11 protein-coding genes are annotated in these 19,406 nt (G+C 42.2%); 3 read left to right on the top strand and 8 right to left on the bottom strand.

Annotated features, from left to right (window positions below):
- Positions 1-49: 49 nt before the first annotated feature.
- From ACM0OW_RS12250 to ACM0OW_RS12235, 4 genes are all read right to left on the bottom strand, one after another.
- Complete coding sequence (locus ACM0OW_RS12250) at positions 50-2,260, bottom strand: TolC family protein (protein WP_414550374.1); 2,211 nt, start codon at positions 2,258-2,260, stop codon at positions 50-52.
- Positions 2,261-2,365: 105 nt separating this feature from the next.
- Positions 2,366-3,925, bottom strand: a complete 1,560-nt coding sequence (gene kaiC, locus ACM0OW_RS12245) for a circadian clock protein KaiC (RefSeq protein ID WP_414550373.1) — start codon at positions 3,923-3,925, stop codon at positions 2,366-2,368.
- Between the two features lie 93 nt (positions 3,926-4,018).
- Positions 4,019-4,333, bottom strand: a complete 315-nt coding sequence (gene kaiB / locus ACM0OW_RS12240; RefSeq protein ID WP_414550372.1) for a circadian clock protein KaiB — start codon at positions 4,331-4,333, stop codon at positions 4,019-4,021.
- A 6-nt stretch (positions 4,334-4,339) separates the two neighbouring features.
- Complete coding sequence (locus ACM0OW_RS12235) at positions 4,340-4,651, bottom strand: circadian clock protein KaiA (protein ID WP_414550371.1); 312 nt, start codon at positions 4,649-4,651, stop codon at positions 4,340-4,342.
- A 1,122-nt stretch (positions 4,652-5,773) separates the two neighbouring features.
- Here ACM0OW_RS12235 and ACM0OW_RS12230 point away from each other — a divergent pair.
- Complete coding sequence (locus tag ACM0OW_RS12230) at positions 5,774-9,325, top strand: ATP-binding protein (RefSeq protein ID WP_414550370.1); 3,552 nt, start codon at positions 5,774-5,776, stop codon at positions 9,323-9,325.
- A gap of 14 nt (positions 9,326-9,339) precedes the next feature.
- On the opposite strand, the gene ACM0OW_RS12225 is transcribed toward ACM0OW_RS12230, so the two are convergent.
- The gene (locus ACM0OW_RS12225) at positions 9,340-11,172 is read right to left on the bottom strand and encodes an ArnT family glycosyltransferase (RefSeq protein WP_414550369.1); all 1,833 of its coding nucleotides are present in this window, start codon (positions 11,170-11,172) and stop codon (positions 9,340-9,342) included.
- 120 nt (positions 11,173-11,292) lie between these two features.
- Positions 11,293-11,904, bottom strand: a complete 612-nt coding sequence (locus ACM0OW_RS12220; RefSeq protein WP_414550368.1) for a hypothetical protein — start codon at positions 11,902-11,904, stop codon at positions 11,293-11,295.
- A gap of 175 nt (positions 11,905-12,079) precedes the next feature.
- On the opposite strand from ACM0OW_RS12220, the gene ACM0OW_RS12215 reads away from it, so the two are divergent.
- Both ACM0OW_RS12215 and ACM0OW_RS12210 read left to right on the top strand, forming a co-directional pair.
- Positions 12,080-12,412 carry a DUF565 domain-containing protein gene (locus ACM0OW_RS12215; protein ID WP_414550367.1) on the top strand — a complete coding sequence of 111 codons (333 nt, stop codon included), beginning with the start codon at positions 12,080-12,082 and terminating at the stop codon, positions 12,410-12,412.
- 2 nt (positions 12,413-12,414) lie between these two features.
- Positions 12,415-13,350 carry a glycerate kinase gene (locus tag ACM0OW_RS12210; protein WP_414550493.1) on the top strand — a complete coding sequence of 312 codons (936 nt, stop codon included), beginning with the start codon at positions 12,415-12,417 and terminating at the stop codon, positions 13,348-13,350.
- Positions 13,351-13,366: 16 nt separating this feature from the next.
- On the opposite strand, the gene ACM0OW_RS12205 is transcribed toward ACM0OW_RS12210, so the two are convergent.
- Both ACM0OW_RS12205 and ACM0OW_RS12200 read right to left on the bottom strand, forming a co-directional pair.
- Positions 13,367-14,314 carry a diguanylate cyclase domain-containing protein gene (locus ACM0OW_RS12205; RefSeq protein ID WP_414550366.1) on the bottom strand — a complete coding sequence of 316 codons (948 nt, stop codon included), beginning with the start codon at positions 14,312-14,314 and terminating at the stop codon, positions 13,367-13,369.
- Positions 14,311-19,044, bottom strand: a complete 4,734-nt coding sequence (locus tag ACM0OW_RS12200; protein ID WP_414550365.1) for a PAS domain S-box protein — start codon at positions 19,042-19,044, stop codon at positions 14,311-14,313. The genes ACM0OW_RS12205 and ACM0OW_RS12200 overlap by 4 nt, the downstream gene beginning before the upstream one ends.
- Positions 19,045-19,406 lie beyond the last annotated feature (362 nt).

Here is a 19,406-nt window from a genome sequence, read left to right as displayed (position 1 = left end):
GATAAATCCGGGGGCTTGTAAGCAAGATGCAACAAGTTTTTTGACAAATTTACTCAGTAAATGCTCTGGAAGTGACGGCTCGTTGTAACTGAGCCAAAGCGCGATTGTAATCTAAAATAGCTGTAATGCGATTACCTTCGGATCTTGTCAACTCGTTTTCCGAACTAATCACATCAGTTTGAGTCCCTACACCGGCTTGGAATCGCAACCGAGCCAAACGTAGAGCTTCTCTAGCCTGTTCTAAAGCCACATTGGCAGTTTGAACATTTTCCAAATTAGATAACTGGGTAGAAAAAGCTTGTTCTACCTGAAAGCGGATTTGGTTACGCTGTTCACTAAATTCAGTTTCTGCGATCGCGATATTAGATTTTGCCTGAGCAGCTCTGGATTTAGCAGCTCCACCATCGTACAAATTCAAAGTAGCCCTGACTCCCACAGAATAGCCATCAGTCACACTCACACCATCATCGAACTGATCTAGCAGGTTGTAGCTGGCAATCAAGCTAACTTGAGGTCCCAGGGCTGCAAGTGCTTCTCGCCTCTGCTGTTCATTGATGTTACGCTGTGCCAATTGCTGTTGCAGTTCTGGACGATTTTGAAACGCTAAAACAATGCTAGTTTCTAGGTCTTGGTTCCATAAACCAGCTAATTGCACAGGGTCAGCTGCACTAATATTGATCGATTGTGGCACACTTAACCGAGTTGCGAGGCGGCGACGGGCGATTTGCTGTTGAGAGCGAGAATTCGTGAGTTCTTGTTGAGAATTAGCCAAATTCACTTGAGACTGTAACACATCAAATCGCGTACCAACCCCAGCCCTTTCTAAAGCTTGTGCATCTCGTAAACTAGCCTGGGCATTCTCCACAGCCGACTGAGCAATGCGTACTCGCTCATCAGCTTGTTGTAGGTCGTAGTATTCCGTAGACACATCCAGGCGAATTTGTTCAGCTTGGCGCTCTATAGCCAACTCACTAAACCTGACCCGTTCTTCAGCCTGACTGATGTTAGCTAGCCGTCTACCAGACGTATAAAGGTCATAAGTCAGTTGAGCTTCTCCTCTAAAAGCCGTACTAGCTTCTACTCCCGGTACTGGTAGAGGTGACTGTCTAGCTTGTATTTCTGACTGTAGCTGTTCTGCCGCAGAGCGACTGCGAGTAACATCAGCACTCAGACCAACATTAGGCAACAAAGCAGCTTGCGCCTCACGTAGTGCAGCTTGGGCGCGTTCTAGCTCCAAAAAAGACACCTGTAAGTCTCGATTATTCCGCTTTGCCAGTTCTAGAGATTGTGCCAAAGTAATTGGCTGATTGCCGTCAAGTGTCACTTCTTCTGGTTTGGTAGGAAATAGCAGCGGATTGGCACTAGGAATGAGGTTATCAGGAACTTGCACGGCACGACTAGGCGCAAATTCCACAGTTTCTGCTTGCACAGGAATTTGTCCAGTACTAGCAGGTGCGACATATTCAGTTTCTGGTTGAGAAGGAGTTAGATTCCAACCAGTATTTGCCAAAACTGAGGTGTTTTTGCGAGAAGACGAATAATTCTGATCTCTCAAATTCCCAGTCAGATTTTGCGGTTGGCAGTTACTGGTAGCTGATAACGCAGAAATCAATGTACTGTTTGTCTTCTTGGCTTCTGAACAACTTTGCGCCGCCAGGAACTTTGCCACTCCTCTACCCCTGACCGCAGTTGGTGGAACTGTCGATAACTGAGTTTCTGGTTTTTTGGCAGACGCTGCTGGTGGCTTTAAAGCAGACAGGGAAAAACTAGCTGGTGGGGCAGAAGTTGATTGGGAGGTGACAGTAGAAACAACTGTTTTCTCTAACTCCTGCTCAGAAGTAGCGACTTGACTCGCTGTTTGATTGCTTTTTAAATTATCCGGCTGGGATTTTTGGGCAGCATTTAACAAATTTGTGAGATTGGAAAACTTCCCTTTATCTTTTTGATACAGATCATTTTTTATGGGTATACCAGTATTTCCTATCAAAATAACTGGGCTACTCTTAATACTTGAAGACTGCAAATCAAGTCTGGTTAACTCAGATTCGGGTACTATATCTGGAAAAAGCTGTTTCTTAGTATGAGGCAGTTGGGTATTAATATTGTCTGCCACCAAGGTTCGACTATCAGTAGAAGTCAAAACACTGGGAGAAGACGCAATTTGTATGCCACTTACTGTCCCTGCCAAAGCAGGCTGGGTTGTCAATACTGCTGCTGTGACACCAGGTAAGAAACTATAGAATAAGTATTGTCCTTTCACCGCATCCCCTCACACAAAAATCAATACTAGCGGCAGAAAACCCTTCTTTCCCAAAAAATATAGCATGATCCTAAATTTAGATATGAATATACCATGACACTAAATTTAAGCATCGGAACTCGGTTTTTTTTCAAAACGTTGAACTATGCGAGATAGTTCTGCCTTTTCATCAATACTAACGCGGGTAGGCGCACCACTAATAATTCGTTCGTAGTTACGGAAAGAATCTTTAATTTCAGGCCCATCAGCAGTTATGTTGTACTCACGGATACCTTTGTCGTGCCACGAACCTCGCATTTTAAATACATTAATTGCCCGTGACATTTCGCCTCGAATTTCCACGTACTGCAACATTAAAATTGTGTCCGTAATTGTGGAAATATGGGAGTCAGTAATGGAATGTAACCCCAGAAATTGGTCAGTTGTATTGGTAAAAAAACCAGTTATTTCTTCTTGCTTGGCATAACCAGTCACACCGATAACAAACTGACGAAAAGCATTATTACTAACTCCTCTAGCTAGTGCTGAAAGCGAGTCAATGGCAATGCGAGATGGCTTGAAGTGGGCAATTTCTGATTTAATAATTTGCAAGTGGTCTTCTAAACCAGTTGACTCAGGATAGGTACAAATTATTTTGAGTAACCCTTGACGTTCTAATTCTTCAAAATCAATTCCCCAAGAGTAAGCATTGCGAGACAATTGGGCGCGTGATTCTTCATAAGCAAATAATATTGCTTGTTCACCCTTCATGCAGCCCTCTTGCAAAAATTTACTGACCAATAAAGTTTTACCAGTACCAGTAGCTCCTGTTGTCAAAATAATAGAATCTTTAAAGAAACCACCCCCGCACATTTCATCTAGGGTTTTAACTCCTGATGATACCCTCACATTAGAAGAACGTTGGGTTAAGCGCATTGCTCCCAAGGGAAAAATGTTGACTCCTGCATTGGTAATTGTAAAAGGATACTCACCTTTCATGTGAGTCGTACCACGCAATTTGAGAATTTCAATCGTGCGACGGCGACGTTCTCCTTCTAAAACATTACGCACAATTACGACATTATCCGAAACAAATTCTTCTACTCCAAAGGAAGCTACAGAACCGTATTCTTCGCTACGTTCGGTGGTAATGATAGTTGTGACGTGCAGTTGCTTGAGGCGGGCTACAAGGCGAAATATCTCCCGCCGGACGACTCCCATTGCTTCATACTGCTGAAAGACGGCTGTGATTGAGTCGATAGATACTCTTTGGGCTTTATATTTGCGAATTGCATATTGCAAACGCTCAATCAGTGCCGATAGATCAAAGTTACCAACAATATCTTGACCTTCCGGATCAGGTGAAGCATCAAGGATAAATAACTTACCTTCGTCAATTAGGCGTTGTAAATTCCACCCAAAAATTTGGGCATTTTTAATAATATCACTAGGCGATTCTTCAAAGGTAACAAAAACACCCGCTTCATCAAAGCGGGTAATGCCGTTGTAGAGAAATTGCAGTGATAATAAAGTTTTGCCTGTGCCAGATGTCCCACTAACTAAGGTAGTTCTACCAATAGGTAAACCTCCGTGGCTAATATCGTCAAAGCCTTCGATCATCGTGCGAATTTTTTCTACACCAGCAATTTGGGTGTTGTTTGGCGCTGCTTGCTCTTTTTCGCTCATTGCTTAATAAGAAATAGGTATTAAACCCGGTTTTTATATTACTAAATTAGACTTGGTAATTTGTTAGACAATTTGGATGATTAAACTCTTTTTCTACTCTTGCCAATATTCTTCATTCAGTTCTTCATAAAGTAAGTCTAATCCAATCAGCACTCTTTCTCTGTCTGATAGATCACCAATTATTTTGCGAACGGGTGGAGGCAAAATTTTAGATAATGTTGGTGTCGCTAATATTTTGTCTTCTTCAGCTAGTTGCGGGTTTTTTAGCACATCAATTACTTTTAAAGCATAGACTCCTTGAAATTCTTGTTCTAAAATGTTTTTAAGTATTTTTAAGGCTCTAACTGAGTTGGGCGTGTTCCCTGCTACATAAAGTTTGAGAACATAAGTCTTTCTGGCTTTATTCATGGTCAATTATTTCATCTGAGAAATCGAACACCTATAGAGTTCACATAAGTGAGCTAGGATATCTATGAGTGCTAATCGATAATCAAGTAATGCTTCATCGCTCCTGCCTTCTAACCTGAGTTGTATGGAAAAGTCTTCAATTAGTTCCATGTGAAATTCGATAATTTGTGGCACAGGAATATTAGCACAATATACTGCATTGATAAATTCATCAATTTCTTCTTTCAGAGTTTTGTCTGTAGTAAAGTAATTTATAAGAATACGGCGATAATCTGATTTGAGTTGTTGTAACAGTACTTGCCGATCAACTTGAGTCATCTGCTGAAAGAACTGATGTGGTTTTCGCTTCTGGCATTAATACACATAAAATAGTTATTAATGAAATTTTTATTAAGATATTGTGGACACCACTTCAGTAGGGAGTAAATTTTAGCAGTGGTAGTAGCGATGATAGGCAGAAGCACAATTAGTCGGTGGTGGGCTGTCACCAAGTTTTGCCTCTGCCTTAAAAACTGAGTTTGGTGGCTAATTTAGCCGATTTATCTCAATTTTTGGAAGGGGGGAATCAATCAGAGTAATCACATCTGTATAGTTATATATCTTAATTAATCACCTTGACCAATATTGGTGGAGTATCTAGATGAGATGTAGGTAGCACTTCTCAAGTGATGTTTAGTTGTGTATTAAAGTTGCAAGTTCCCTCTAAGAGAACGCTTCATGTCAACATATAGTTTATATCTGGTGATTGAATAAGCAGATGTGGTTTAACCGGTGCTAGTACAGTACGGCGTTCGTCAAAAGTGAGCCAGTGCAGTCTTAGGGGTTCCGCCATCCATCAAAAACTGCCGAATCCCAGGGGGTCAAAAGTTAAAGAGCTTTTCTTTAGGGATTTGGAAATTTTGGAAATGGTATTCCTATTTATGCCGGGCTGTACTAGGACTTAGTAGGTTGTTGATGAAGCGTCTGTTGTCAATGAAGATACCTTACTTAATGGATAATTCACTTATGCATATTTCTCCAGACATAGATTTATTGATTTCAGTGCTTGATAAGATACTTAAACTAATTTGAAGTATCGTCTCATTCTAAATCATTATAATTCCTCAAGGTTCTAAAGCGAATCTTTGACCCCATAATTGTTTTAGTTGTCACTATCGCAGAGAAGTTTCAACACCAGTAGGAGACTGACAAGGATATTTCCCTTAAATTCCCAGTGGCAAAGACAACGAGTAAATCCCATGATTCGTGTCTCTTAAGAATCTAGCCGTGAGTTTAGTCGAACGGCAAACTCATTGTTTTAATGGCGTTGAAACTGTAACAAGAATCGCTTAAATGAGTCTTCTGCAAGAATATTGCTTTGCTGCTTGAACACTATTTGCAAAAAAATGCTGATGGTGAAGCGGCAAGCTTACACAAAGAAGAATGACCCCAAGGTTCCTTATGTCAATGCTACAGTACCCGCTTTATGACTTTCTAGCAACCGTACCCAACTGCGTAGAAACAAGTACTCTAGCTATCGTGCTAGAGATTTTTCAGCAAGAGCAGTGCGATCGCTTGGTAGTAGTAAATCAGCAACAATGCCCCTGCGGATTGGTGCAATCTACCCATTTAACCCAAAAATTATTGGCAAGATCCGGCCAAAATCAGGTTTTGGACTTGCAGCAGCAGTTGTCCCACTGGGATCAAACCATCATTGAGCCACTCCCGACATTACCAGCGAATTATTCTGTAGAGCAATTTCAATTACTTTTGCGTGATCAACTTGAATTGAGCGTAGCCGCAAATCAGACCCCACACAACGCGGAAATCAGACGGGATTGGGCGCTGATTGATGGAGATGGCAAATTTCTAGGGTTGCTGAATAGCGCACGTCTGTTAATGGCATTGGCTCAGGAAAAATTGGCAATCAATACCACAGCAACCCCATACTCACCTGCTGCCAAAAGAACCGCTAACAAGTCCGACAAAACAGCAAAAACTCACTGGCGCAGTGATAAATCAGGGCTGTCGCGATCTGGACAGGCCTCGCGTCCGGCACTGCGAGAAGGGCAATCACGCCGCATCAATCAACGTCCATCAGCACAGAAATCACTGGTGCAGCTATTAGAACTACTGCCTTGGCCTTTAATGCTGCAAACTGGAACAGGTGAAGTTTTAGCCAAAAATCCAGCTTGGTGGCAGCAATTGGGAGCATTGAAAGACCCAGAAGGCATTAGACAACAAGTTGAAGCAATACTAGCCCCAGCCAAGACAAAAACGGCTACAGAATACGCCAGCCAACCAGCCACGAGATTTCAGCCTCATAGTAGAGAGAATGATCATGTCGGTGAGGGACATACCTTTGGATCACCGCAGGTCGTCCCGCCTCTAGCGTCATTTTCCCCACTACCGTTAGATAGTCTGCATGAGCAGTCAACAACTACATCCAATCGCTGCTTTTTAGATAGCCAGATGGGTACTTGTACCTGTGTTGTGGAAGTGCAGAATGGCCCGGAGCGAATTTGGCAGTTTGCCAAAATCCTCTTAGAGAGTCCTAAATCAGAACTTCTGTTTCAGGGAATATTTCCCGGACAATTTACCGATGAGGAAACGGCGGCGACTCTCAATGCTGAACGAGGTCATGACCTATGGTTAATATTAGCTACTGATGTCACCGAACAGCAGCAGCTATGTAAAGAACTAGCAGCCAAAAATGCTGACCTAATTCAGTTAAATCGCTTAAAAGATGAGTTTTTAGCTTGTATTAGTCATGAACTGAAAACCCCCCTGACTGCTGTTTTGGGACTATCACGGTTGCTTGTAGATCAGCAGTTGGGTGAACTAAACGAGCGCCAAGCTCGTTATGCCGGACTGATTCATCAAAGCGGACGGCATTTAATGAGTGTAGTGAATGACATTTTAGATTTGACCCGCATGGAAACGGGACAGATGGATTTAGCCCTCGTACCCGTGCAAATTCGGGCAGTTTGCGATCGCGCCCTCACAGAAGCAAAAGCGATCCACACACAAACTACCAAAGCTACCGCCACCCCAACCGCAAATTCCAGTTCAGAATTTGCCATCTCCATTGAACCAGGCTTAGACCAAATAATTGCCGATGAATTGCGCTTACGTCAGATGTTGGTACACCTACTTTCCAACGCCTTTAAGTTCACAGAAAACTCTGGCGAAATTGGCCTGCGGGTCAATCGTTGGGAAGGCTGGGTTGCTTTTACCGTCTGGGATACAGGCATTGGTATTCCCGAACATCAGCAACATTTAATCTTTCAAAAATTCCAACAACTGGAAAATCCCCTCACCCGCCAATTTGAAGGAACTGGTCTGGGGTTGGTTTTAACTAGGGCTTTAGCTCGTCTCCACGGAGGTGATGTCAGCTTCTTATCTCGTGAAGGCAAAGGTAGCCAATTTACATTATTGCTGCCACCAAATCCGCCGACAACAGGCTTTACAGGGGCAGAAATGGGAGTCCGAGAAGATGGCAAAATCCAGATTCCGGAAATCCGAGAAGTCACAACGCCTCGAATAGGCGATCGCCGCACCTCCTCAGCTCGTCAGCACGCTGCTACAAATACCCCACATCCACCTACTAGCTCACAACGGTTAGTGCTGGTAGTGGAAGCAGTAGCCCGATATATCGAAGATTTGACCGATCAGCTCAAAGCTTTAGGTTATCGTGTCGTCATCGCTCGTTCCGGCACAGAAGCCGTCGAAAAAGCCCGCCGTTTGCAACCGAAAGCTATCTTCTTAAACCCCTTACTGCCCTTACTTTCAGGTTGGGATGTGCTAACTTTATTAAAATCTGATCCGGCGACTAGACACATCCCCGTGATGGTGACAGCGACGGGCGCGGAAAAAGAGCAAGCTTATGCTAATCGTGCTGATGGTTTTCTGAATTTGCCAGTCCAGCATCAAGCATTAGTACCACTGTTAGAAAACTTAGTTGCTCAACCAGCAATTGGGCAGTCAGGGTTAGATGATCGCAAAATCATCTCAACTACAACTCCATTAAGAATTCTGAGGTTAGTAGAACAGAATTTACAATCAATTAACCCCCATCCTTCATTGCGAGAACATCGGGTGATTGAGGTAGATGACCTAGATCAGGCAGAACTCTTGGCACGGGTTTGGGAGTTCGATGTTATTTTACTCGATGCCGAAGCTGCTCTGGCACAAACCTACCTCCACCAGTTAGCTCAACATCCCATATTAGCTGATATTCCACTGGTGACTTGCGATGTTGCAACTACCTTAGCTGCTTCCCAGATCCCTAATTTGTCAGTGTTTCCTTACTTGGCATCATTCTGTAGAGATCACGATCATCGTAGCGATTCCACAGATCCATTATTGTCTGTGCTGCAAATTGCATCTGGTATCTGCTGCCCACCTAGCATTCTGGTGGTAGATTTGACGATGCTGGTGGTCACTGAGCAAAGTCGAAGTGATGATTTACCACAGATCAAACGCCAAGAGATAAATGGTCATCAAACAGTCAAAGAATCTTCACTGAAGAACGAAAGTAATGAACGGGGATCTGAATGGTTCCAAGCTTTAATTCAGTATTTACAAACAGCAGGATTAAAAGCGGCAATGGGGCGTTGTTGGGCAGAAATTTTACAACAAATTCGCCACCAAAGCGTTGATTTACTGCTGATTTGTTTAGGAGATTCCTCTGTTCATCAAGAGATCATTCACAATCTCCAAGCCTTGGCAGATTTACCTTTAGAGTTACCACCACTTTTAGTGATCGACCAACGATTAAATCAGAATTTTACGCCGTCTTTGCCTGAAAATAGCACAGCTAAAACTAATCAACTAAGTCAGCGCAAATTGGCTGAGGAAGAAAGTGTGATGAGTGAGTTAGCACAGTTTGTCCTGAGCATTGCGTCTGCAAGAGAAGACATTGCTGCCCATATTCTGCCCCGTACCATCTCAATGGAAGATTTATTAACTCAGATCAATCAATCTTTAGGTCTCACAGAGAAAGATGATTAAACTTACCGATTTACTCAAGAAATTTTGAGTGTTTCTTTGTTACTTTTTCTCAAGGAAACTCGAACTAACTGATAAGTGTCTGTCGTTTCTAAAATATTATAACTAGCAGGTGGCAAGTCCATTTTCACAAAAGCTTTTGGTTCAGCTATAACTAGTAAAGAAGGAACCGTCTGTGCGGCCAAAGAAGTGCGGTTGTTAATATATTCGACAGCATCTTGCGTCAGTTGAATGTAATTTACGGCTTTTTCCGTGTAGAAGACTAGACTTGGTTTCTTAAAACCTACCATAAGTAATTCTTCATCTAATTGTTTTTCTGTCAGCACAACAGCAGATAAATCCCTCAAGGGTTGCTGGCGCTGCTGATCCATCAAAAACAAAGCTGGCATTAAGACAATGATCAAGAATGTGATAAATACTAGTAAATTCACACTAATAATGCTATGCCAAAGGCGACTGATGATTAAAGCGGCAATCATCAAAGCCGCAAAAAACCATAAGAATCCCCCTAGCATTGGTAAATCTGCATTTTGAATCAATTGGGGAAAGCCTGGTGCGACTGAATTGTTATTGATCAGAGAAGTAATGTGAAACACTGCGACTGCTAAAACTGTAGCAAAGATGACATTTATCCAAGCACTGACTTTAATCGCAGAGGATGCAGAGGGCATATCTTGGTGCTGTTCGGGGAAAAAGTCGCTCCATAACAGCGCCACCAAAATAGCTACGGCTGGCATTAAGGGCAATACATAGCTGGGAAGTTTAGTGACAGCAATACTAAAAAAGCCAAAGATACTAATAAACCAGATACAGGCAAATAAACCCAATTGTTGAGAGCGTGCTTGGGATTTCCAATGCGATCGCTGCCAAAATCTCAGTTTAGCCATTGCTACGGGTAAATACACAGAATATGGTGCAAAGCCCAGCAGTACTACTAAAAAATAGAAATACCAAGGTGCTGAATGACCATTAACAACTTCTGTGAACCTTTCTACATTGTGATAGCCGAAAAAAGAATTAATATAATCCCAACCGTTACGCCAAGTTACTAGGGCATACCAGGGGGCTGATAAAGCGAAAATAATCAGCATACCCATGAGGGGACGCATTTGGGTTAATATTTCGCGGATATTGCCGACATAAATGATAAATGCCGCAATAATCAAGACAGGCAAAACAATTCCTACAGGGCCTTTGCTCAAAATTGCCCCAGCAATTAGTACGTAACAAGCCAAGTACCATTTATTGGGAAATACAGATAAAGCGGATTTGGGCTGAGTTTCGGCTGTTTGTGCGTATCCTAGAAAGAAACATAATAAGGCTGAGGCCATGCACCCAGTCAGCATCATATCTGAGACCCCGGTTCTGCCCCAAACAATCATTTCTGGACTAAGTGCCAACATAGCGGCGGCGATTAAAGCTGTTAAGTTGCGCCGAATTGGGCGTGAAACCTGTTCTAATTCGTCTTTTTGAGCAAAATACCACTGTACAGTGTAGAAAGTTAAACCGATAATGCCCACAGAGGCGATCGCAGAAGGTAGACGCACTGACCACTCATTCACCCCGATAATTGCATAAGCGATCGCTTGACACCAATAAATTAAAGCTGGTTTATCAAAACGAGTTTCACCATTAAAAATGGGAGTGATCCAATCACCTGTAACAAACATTTGGCGGGAAGCTTCCGCAAACAATGGTTCTGTTTCATCAATTAAGCCGACACTGCCCAGATTCCACCCATAAGCCAGCCAACTAATCACAATGAGTATAGTCAAAGCAAAGACTGGACTTTTGGCTAGATTGTTGGACAACTCGTTCACAGTACCCGGAACACTCAGTTTTATCCTCATTATTTATGATTTAATATTCAACGCTTCAACATAACTAGTCCTTAGTCGTTGACTAGCCATGTTTTGTTCTTGCTTCAAGTTAATCCCAGACGCGATCGCTCGCGTCTCTACGTACTTTTGTCAAGGACTAAGTACTAATAGCCATTCTCGTTTTTGAGTGTTCCATTCAGGTATAGGAGTTTCTCCCACAACATAAGGCCCCCAGTAACGGCGAGAACCATCTTGTGCAAAGGCAACTATAATGTCTCCCGTTTCCAACTTGAGATTGCCATTAGGTAGGGATAAAATCAACCCCTGTTCACTACCTTCTTGGGGATCAAAATCCCAATGAGCCGGAACATTAGAGTTAGTTTTTTGATTACCATCATCTTTCACTTGGGATTGTCGAGCTAGTAAAGCCAGGCGCACAGGCTGATCTGTTTGATTACTCATGCGTAAAGTCCCTTGATTCTTGACAGTAGCAGTTGAGTCTTCACGATCTGCCAAAATATGAGTGTCGTTGAGTCCAACTTTATTAGTTTGAGTAACGTCGGGATTTAAGGTAACTTTTGGAGATGGCACACGTGTGACTGGAATTACATTCTCGTCTGATGTCTGAGGAGATACTGTTGAGGGTGTAGCAGTATCTTCTGGCTCAAAAGTTACACTTATTTCCCAGCATCCCACCATAAATGCAATCAGCCCCAATGCACAAGCCGCAATAGCAGCGTTACGATATACTGAGAATTTCATATTGATAGTGGTTAGCAATAATATTTTATTTAGGCTTGACCAAATACTAGCCTATGATCTGAAGCGGTAATTTAAAATAGTTATCTACTAAGTAGGGAAAGTGCTGAGTAAGTTGCTTCCCCCCTGCACCCTGCACCCTGCCCCCCTACCTCTTACTTGACTACGGCTATAATTCATGCAAAACACTCGTCTCACTAATTTAGTCGATTCTATTGCTAGTCGTTTGGGACAATGGTTTTTAAATCCTTGGCGACGTTTATCTTTACTATTGATTAGTTTCTTTTTCGGTTTTTTTCTAGGAACAGCTATTTCTACTATAGCTGGACAAAGAGGTGTATTGGATATTGCGATTGCCGGTTTTCTGGTGGTGCTAACAGAGATGACTAGCAGAATATTTTATAATAGTGCCTTTTTGTCCAAGCGATCGCTTTTGGTAGAATCACTAAATGTTCTCAAAGTCGGTTTTATCTATAGTATGTTTGTCGAATCCTTTAAACTGGGTTCTTGATGATGAATTTTTGGGCTAGTGATGCAGATACAACTGAGCAACAGCAAACAGCCGCAGGTTTACTTAACTCTATCTTGCCAACTTTTAACACATTCTGCCAAACTAAATTACATAAATCACCAGCAGATATGTTGGCAGTATTGCAGGATTTATGGCTACCACTGGCGATCAAACTAGCATCGCAGCGCCGAGAATTGGGACGACCGCTAATTCAAGGAATTTTAGGTGGACAAGGTACAGGTAAAACTACTATGTGCCAAGTTCTGGAATTGATTCTCCAGCATTTGGGATATCGGACTCTGTGTTTATCTTTAGATGACTTGTATAAAACTTATAGCGATCGCCTGGCTTTAACTCAGCAAGATCCCCGGTTGATTTGGCGCGGACCACCAGGAACCCATGATCTAGATTTAGGCTTAAACTTATTAGAGCAAATTCGCCAGGGTAAAAGTCCCGTCAGCGTCCCCCGCTTTGATAAATCTGCATATAATGGTGCAGGCGATCGCACTACCCCAGAAATCGTTAAAAATATTGATATTGTCTTGTTTGAAGGTTGGTTTGTCGGCGTGCGACCGATTGATCCCGATGTCTTTAATCATGCGCCGCCGCCCATTCTCACAGAGGAGGATCGGGTATTTGCTCGTGATATGAATCAGCGACTGAGTGAATATCTACCTCTTTGGCAACTATTAGACAGTTTAATTGTTTTATATCCCACTGATTACCGTTGTTCAATGGTATGGCGGCAACAAGCAGAACAACAAATGATCGCATCTGGTAAATTGGGTATGTCAGATACACAGATTGAAGAATTTGTCAACTATTTTTGGCGATCGCTACACCCGGAATTATTTATTACGCCGTTGGTGAAATCGCCCGCAGCTGTTGATTTAGTAATTTCAATTAATTCTGATCACAGCATGAGTGCAAAGTTTTGAGTCCAGTGGCTTCCGGCTACGACATAAATTGGATGCGATCGCGTCCTGCCATTTTTGCTTGATATAATGCTTTATCAGCGAGGAGAATCACTTCTTGGTAGTCAGAATTAGGTTTAGGGATGAGTGTAGCTACTCCAGCGCTGATAGTCACAACAGGACTGACTGGGGAACTACTGTGGGGAATATCCATTTTTCTGACACTAGAGCAAATAATCTCAGCTAAAATCATTGCCCCTTCCATATCAGTATTCGGTAAAATCACCGAAAACTCTTCCCCACCATAACGAGCGACTAAATCAGCCGGACGTTTAATACTATTATTAATACATTGTGCCACCTGTTGGAGACAGCGATCGCCTAGCTGATGGCCATAAGTATCGTTATATAATTTGAAATAATCAATATCGCCGAGAATCAGAGAAATAGGTACTTGTTCTCGTGCCATACGTTGCCACTCTTGGGCTAAATATTCATCAAACCGTCGGCGGTTATAGACTTGAGTTAATTGGTCAATAGTCACCAATCTCTGTAATTCTTGGTGAGCAAATTCTAGCTGTTTCTGAAGCTGAGATTGTTCAATCAAAAATTTTACTCGTTGACGCAAAACAGGCCAATGAATCGGTTTTGTCACAAAATCAACTGCTCCCACTTCAAAAGCCCGGTCAACTGACTCTTGATCATCCAGTCCTGTAATCATTAAAACCGGAGTACACTGACCAAAATTCATCGCCTGTAATCGATTGCAACACTCGAAGCCATCCATATCCGGCATAATTGCGTCCAGCAGGATAATATCGGGGTGTAATTGCTGAAACAGATTTAAAGCCTTTGTGCCATTTTCAGCTTCTGCTATTTGATAACCTTCCCGTTCCAGGGCTAGTCGCAGCTGCATACGGATAAATTGTTCATCATCCACAATCAGAATTAGAGTAGGAGCTTGGTTTTCTGCAAAAGTAGTTTTCAATGTTCTATCTTTTCCAGTTCTATTTGCAAAGCTGTGTTCACTAAGTCATATTCCTGGTAGAGTTGTGAGCAGATTTCTGCGCTGCCTGCTAAATCACTACTTCGTCCTTTTGCTTCTAGCTGTTTGCAGATTTGTGCTAAGGTTGTAGCCCCAACAGATGCACTACTGGACTTGAGAGTGTGAGCTGCCTTCCATAAAGTCTCAGCATCTTTACTGATATTTGATGCTTTAATATTATTGATAAACTTGGGAGCTTCTCCCAGATAACAATTAAGTAATTGTTTAAATGCTGCCTCATCTCCTGACATCATATCTCGTAAAGAATTGAGAATTTTAGGATCAATTATAATCTTTTCTCTCTTAAAAGTGAGAACTTGCGCTTCTCCAGAAATGTGTGAAAAAATCGGTTTTGTAGACGTGAATTCACAACTGTTCCGACCTTGGCATTTACTGAGTGCTAGGGCTAAATCTTGAATTTGGACGGGTTTACTAATGTAGTCATCCATACCAGCCGCTAAACAAATTTCGCGATCGCCCTGAATAGCATTGGCAGTCATGGCGATAATCCGAGGACGAGAACTATTTGGATATTGTTGACAAATTCTTCTGGTGGCTTCTAGCCCATCCATTTCGGGCATTTGCACATCCATCAAGATCACATCATAAGAGCCACGTTGTAGAGCTTGGAGGACTTCCACGCCATTGACAGCCACATCTGCCCGATAACCAATCTTTTGTAGCATCAAGAGGGCAACTTTTTGATTGACTGCTGTATCCTCTGCTAAGAGAATTTGCAACGGGTTTTGTTCTGCCATCCGTAAATCAGGCTCAGGAGTATGGTGTTTAAACAGCCTCGCTTTAATCGGCTGATCACTCAAAACACTCGTTAAGACATTGTATAGTTGAGACTGTTTAATCGGTTTAGTCAAAAAAGTAGCAAAGGGGAGATCACTGAATTCTTGACTATTTGATTCTTGATTCCGGGAAGTCAGAATCACCAAAGGCAGATGCTCATAACCACGTTGCTCATGGATATGATTGATTAAACTTAACCAATCCATATCAGATATCTGCATATCTAAAACGGCAATGTCAAACCGTTCGCCTTGGCTCAGTGCAGCCAAAGCTTCTCGACTGGAATTAGCAGTATAAGTTTGCATTTTCCAAGCCTCTGCTTGCAAGCTGATAATTTTGCGGTTGCTGGGATTTTCATCCACAATTAATAACCGCTTTTCCATCAGTTGGGTGAGTGAAATGCAATATTCATCTAAATTGGCATGAGCAGGTATTTGGGTAGTAATAGTGAAGTAAAACGTGGAACCTACAGAAGAGCTAGTCGATGCAATTAGCTTGCTACCTTTCCATCCCGGACGGGGCTTACCAGCTATACAGCCCTGGCTTTCCACCCACAAAGTGCCGCCCATAACTTCACTTAAGCGTTTGCTAATTACCAGCCCCAATCCTGTACCACCATATTTTCGATTCATGGAAGCATCAGCCTGAGCAAAGGGTTGAAATAAGCGTTTTAGATTCTCTGGCGCGATGCCAATACCTGTGTCTTGGATGGAAAATAGAATTTTGTAAACGTGTTGGTTTTTTTTGCTGGTCAGTTTCCTCGCCTCAACTGAGAGGATAACTTCTCCCTGTTGGGTAAACTTAATGGCATTATTCAGGAGATTCATCAAGACTTGGCGTAGACGAGTTAAATCGCCAATAATCTGCACAGGAACTTCCGATTTAATAATGTAGGCTAATTCAATATTTTTTTCACTGGCTTTCAGAGCTAAAAAGTCTATAACTTCCTCTATACAAGCTCTTAAATCTAAAGGTTGTTGTTCTAGTTCTAGCTTACCGGATTCAATTTTTGAGAAGTCTAGAATGTCATTGATAATCGTCAGTAAAGCGTCGCCGCTATTCCGAATAATCTCTGTATAGTCTCGCTGTTGGGGAGTCAAGTTGGTAGATAGCAGCAGCCCTGTCATCCCGATCACGCCGTTCATCGGGGTGCGAATTTCATGGCTCATCATCGCTAAAAACTCACTTTTTGCCCGATTTGCCGCTTCTGCTTGACGTTTTGCTTGCTCTAAAGCAAAGTTTTTCACGGTCAATTCTTGACGTTGGCTGGTTTCTTGTTCCAGCAAATAAGCCTGTGCTAATGCAATACCAAGTCTCTCGGCAACAGCTTCTAATAATTCAATTTCTTCTGGACTCCACTGGCGAAAATCGCCACACTGATGTAAACCAATGGCTCCGTTGGGTTTGCCTTGATAGGAGGTGCGGACTGTCAGTATTGACTTCAACCCAAACTCGCGACAGATATGTTCCGATGGTTTGAGTAAAGGATCAAGGTAGACATTTGGGGAGGCGATCGCCTGATCCTGGCTGATCATCTGCTCTGCATGGGAATTGCCTGTGAGAGTAATTTCCATATTCCTCATGGAGGCGTAATCGGAGACTACATACTCTGCGACTACGGGAATTTCAGGTATGGGATCGCTAGAATAGGAATGAATTAAACAACGATGAACTCCGAAAGCTTTGCCAATTTGGATCGCAGCTGTTTCAAATATGCTTTTGCTGTGGAGGCTTTCACGAATTTTCTGGGTAATTTGTCCCAGTAACAATGTCCGGTTAAATTGGCGTTGCAGTGCTTCTTGTGCTTCCACACGTTCGGTAATATCTTTAGTCGAGCCAACCATCCGCACTGGATTACCTTGTTCATCCCATAAAGCTTTGGCATGGACTAGTACCCACTTATAGCTACCATCATTACAGCGCACACGAAACTCAGTTACATAATTGGGAATTTTCCGACTCAAGTAATCTTGTTGAGTGGTCATCATCCGTTCGTAATCATCGGGATGAATCCTGCTCAACCAGTCATCATTACTACTGATGAACTGATGTTCTTTATCCTGCAACAGTTCACTCCACTTAGCAGAACGGAAAGTTTGATTTGTGATCATATTCCAATCCCAAATGGCATCTTGATTGGCTTCGATGACGAGTTGCCAGCGTTCTTCCTTTTCGCGTAGGGCTGCTGCTACTTTTTGGCGATCGCTAATATCATTTTGAATGCCCACAAAGTGAGTTAACTGTCCATTTTCATGATGGATAGGTGAAATACTCAATTCATTCCAAAAACTAGTGCCATCTTTCCGATAATTAAGGAGAATAACTTGACAACTCTCACCAGCTTGAATGGATGAGCGCAGTTGATCAAGTGTTGATTGCTCGGTATCTTCTCCTTGCAAAAATCTACAGTTCTTCCCAATTATATCGGAAGCGTCGTAACCCGTAATTTTCTCAAAAGCGGCATTGACATAAATTACTGGATGATCAGGAAGTCTGGCATCAGCAATGATAATGCCGTTACTGGTAGCAGCGAGGGCGCGTTCTCTCAATCTCAAAGTTGCTTCCACTAGCTTGAGATCAGTAATATCAAACATGAACCCCCGCAACATCCGAGGGGAACCGTCTTCGGTGGTAACGGTGACAATTCCTTTTAGCCAAACAACTCGCCCATCGGCGGCTAACATCCGATATTCAAATTCGTAGTCCTCGCATCTGGCAATTGCTTCATAGCAAAAACGCATAGCTTTGTCTCGGTCTTGAGGATGTATATGATTGATCCAAAAATCTTCCTCATACCATGCATCAAGAGGATAGTCTAATAAGGCTTGGGCTTGAGGTCCAACATAAGTAAACTTCCAAGATTGCAAGTCTAATTCCCAGGGGATAACTTTAACTGTTTCTAATAACTGCCGTAAATGATTTTCACGTTCCTCAAGTGCAATTTCTACCTGTATCTGCTGATGAATCCTCAGACTTAACTCTTGATTTATGGCTGCTATTTGATCACTTTTAAATTTTGCCACCTGGAGCAAATAGAGAGAAAATGCTAGCATCCCAGCCAGTGTGAGTCCTGCTGTTAATACGATAATTGGTAGAGGTGATCGTAAGTCTATTAATAATTCTGGAGTTGGATAAACCAGCACTCGCCAATTGATTCCATATAAGTTTATCTTTACCTCTTGCTGCCAATTTGACTGCACTAAAATCTGTGAATTATTGTGGTAAATTAGATCCTGATTTTCCCAAATTTTAATATTGTACCCCTGTGGAATTTCTAAAACTGAATCCAGCAGGGAACGAATTTGAAAAACTCCTAATATAAATCCATCAAACTGGTTTTTTTGGAACAGTGGTACAGCTACTAAAAATCCCTTACCACCCTGAACAAGATCAACTATAAGGCTCACCGTGATTTTTTGTTTGTCACGCGCTGCTTCTAGGGTGGTGCGTCCTCGTAATTTTTGGCTGATATCCAGATTTTGGGCGTTTTCATTGCCTGATTCCGGTACAATCCAACGTACCCGAAATGATGGATCTACCCATTGAATAGCCTGATATCCGCCAAAGTCTTTGACGTAGTTAGCTGCATCTGCTTCCCATTCTGAGCGAGGAATACCACCCCGGATTTGCCAGCGTTTTTCCATGCGCTCTAATGTCAAAATGCGAGTTTTGAGTTCGCTAGTCAATTCAGATTTGAGCGCGATCGCCTGTTGTTCAACAAGTTGTGCAATGTGGTTCTGCTGTCCTATTAGTAGCTTTTGCGATAATATGCACACTGCAATTGCAACGGCAACTCCCACTAATATTGGCAGCAATACTCGTTTGCTGACAAATTCCACAGATTTAAATGAATCATATCTGTGATGCCTACCCACTTTTTTTCCTCCAGTGCTTGGATCACCAACTATTAGTTGAAATTTGTTAAAATCTGAATGTTCACCAAATGATTACGGTTTTTTATAATAAACTTATATTTTAAACTATTAGTTATTTTATTTTGCAGAATAATTAATCATGATAAATTTTAAAATTTTGACCTCAAATTACAATTAGTATTATTTAAAATTATCACTCACCTCAATTTCTGACATTCCCATTTAGTTTAAAGTGATGTTAGTATCAAGCTAATTAAACTCGATCAGAATCTCCTATCGCCTTTACAGCTATTTTCAGGTAAATAGACCACGCGGTAGGGGCGCAAGGCCTTGCGCCCTTACGAGAGACAGATGTGGTCATT

Origin of the sequence: Anabaena sp. CCY 0017 (assembly GCF_963920885.1) — a bacterium.
In the GTDB taxonomy this organism is placed as follows: domain Bacteria; phylum Cyanobacteriota; class Cyanobacteriia; order Cyanobacteriales; family Nostocaceae; genus Nodularia.
This window is presented reverse-complemented; position numbering and strand designations above follow the sequence as displayed.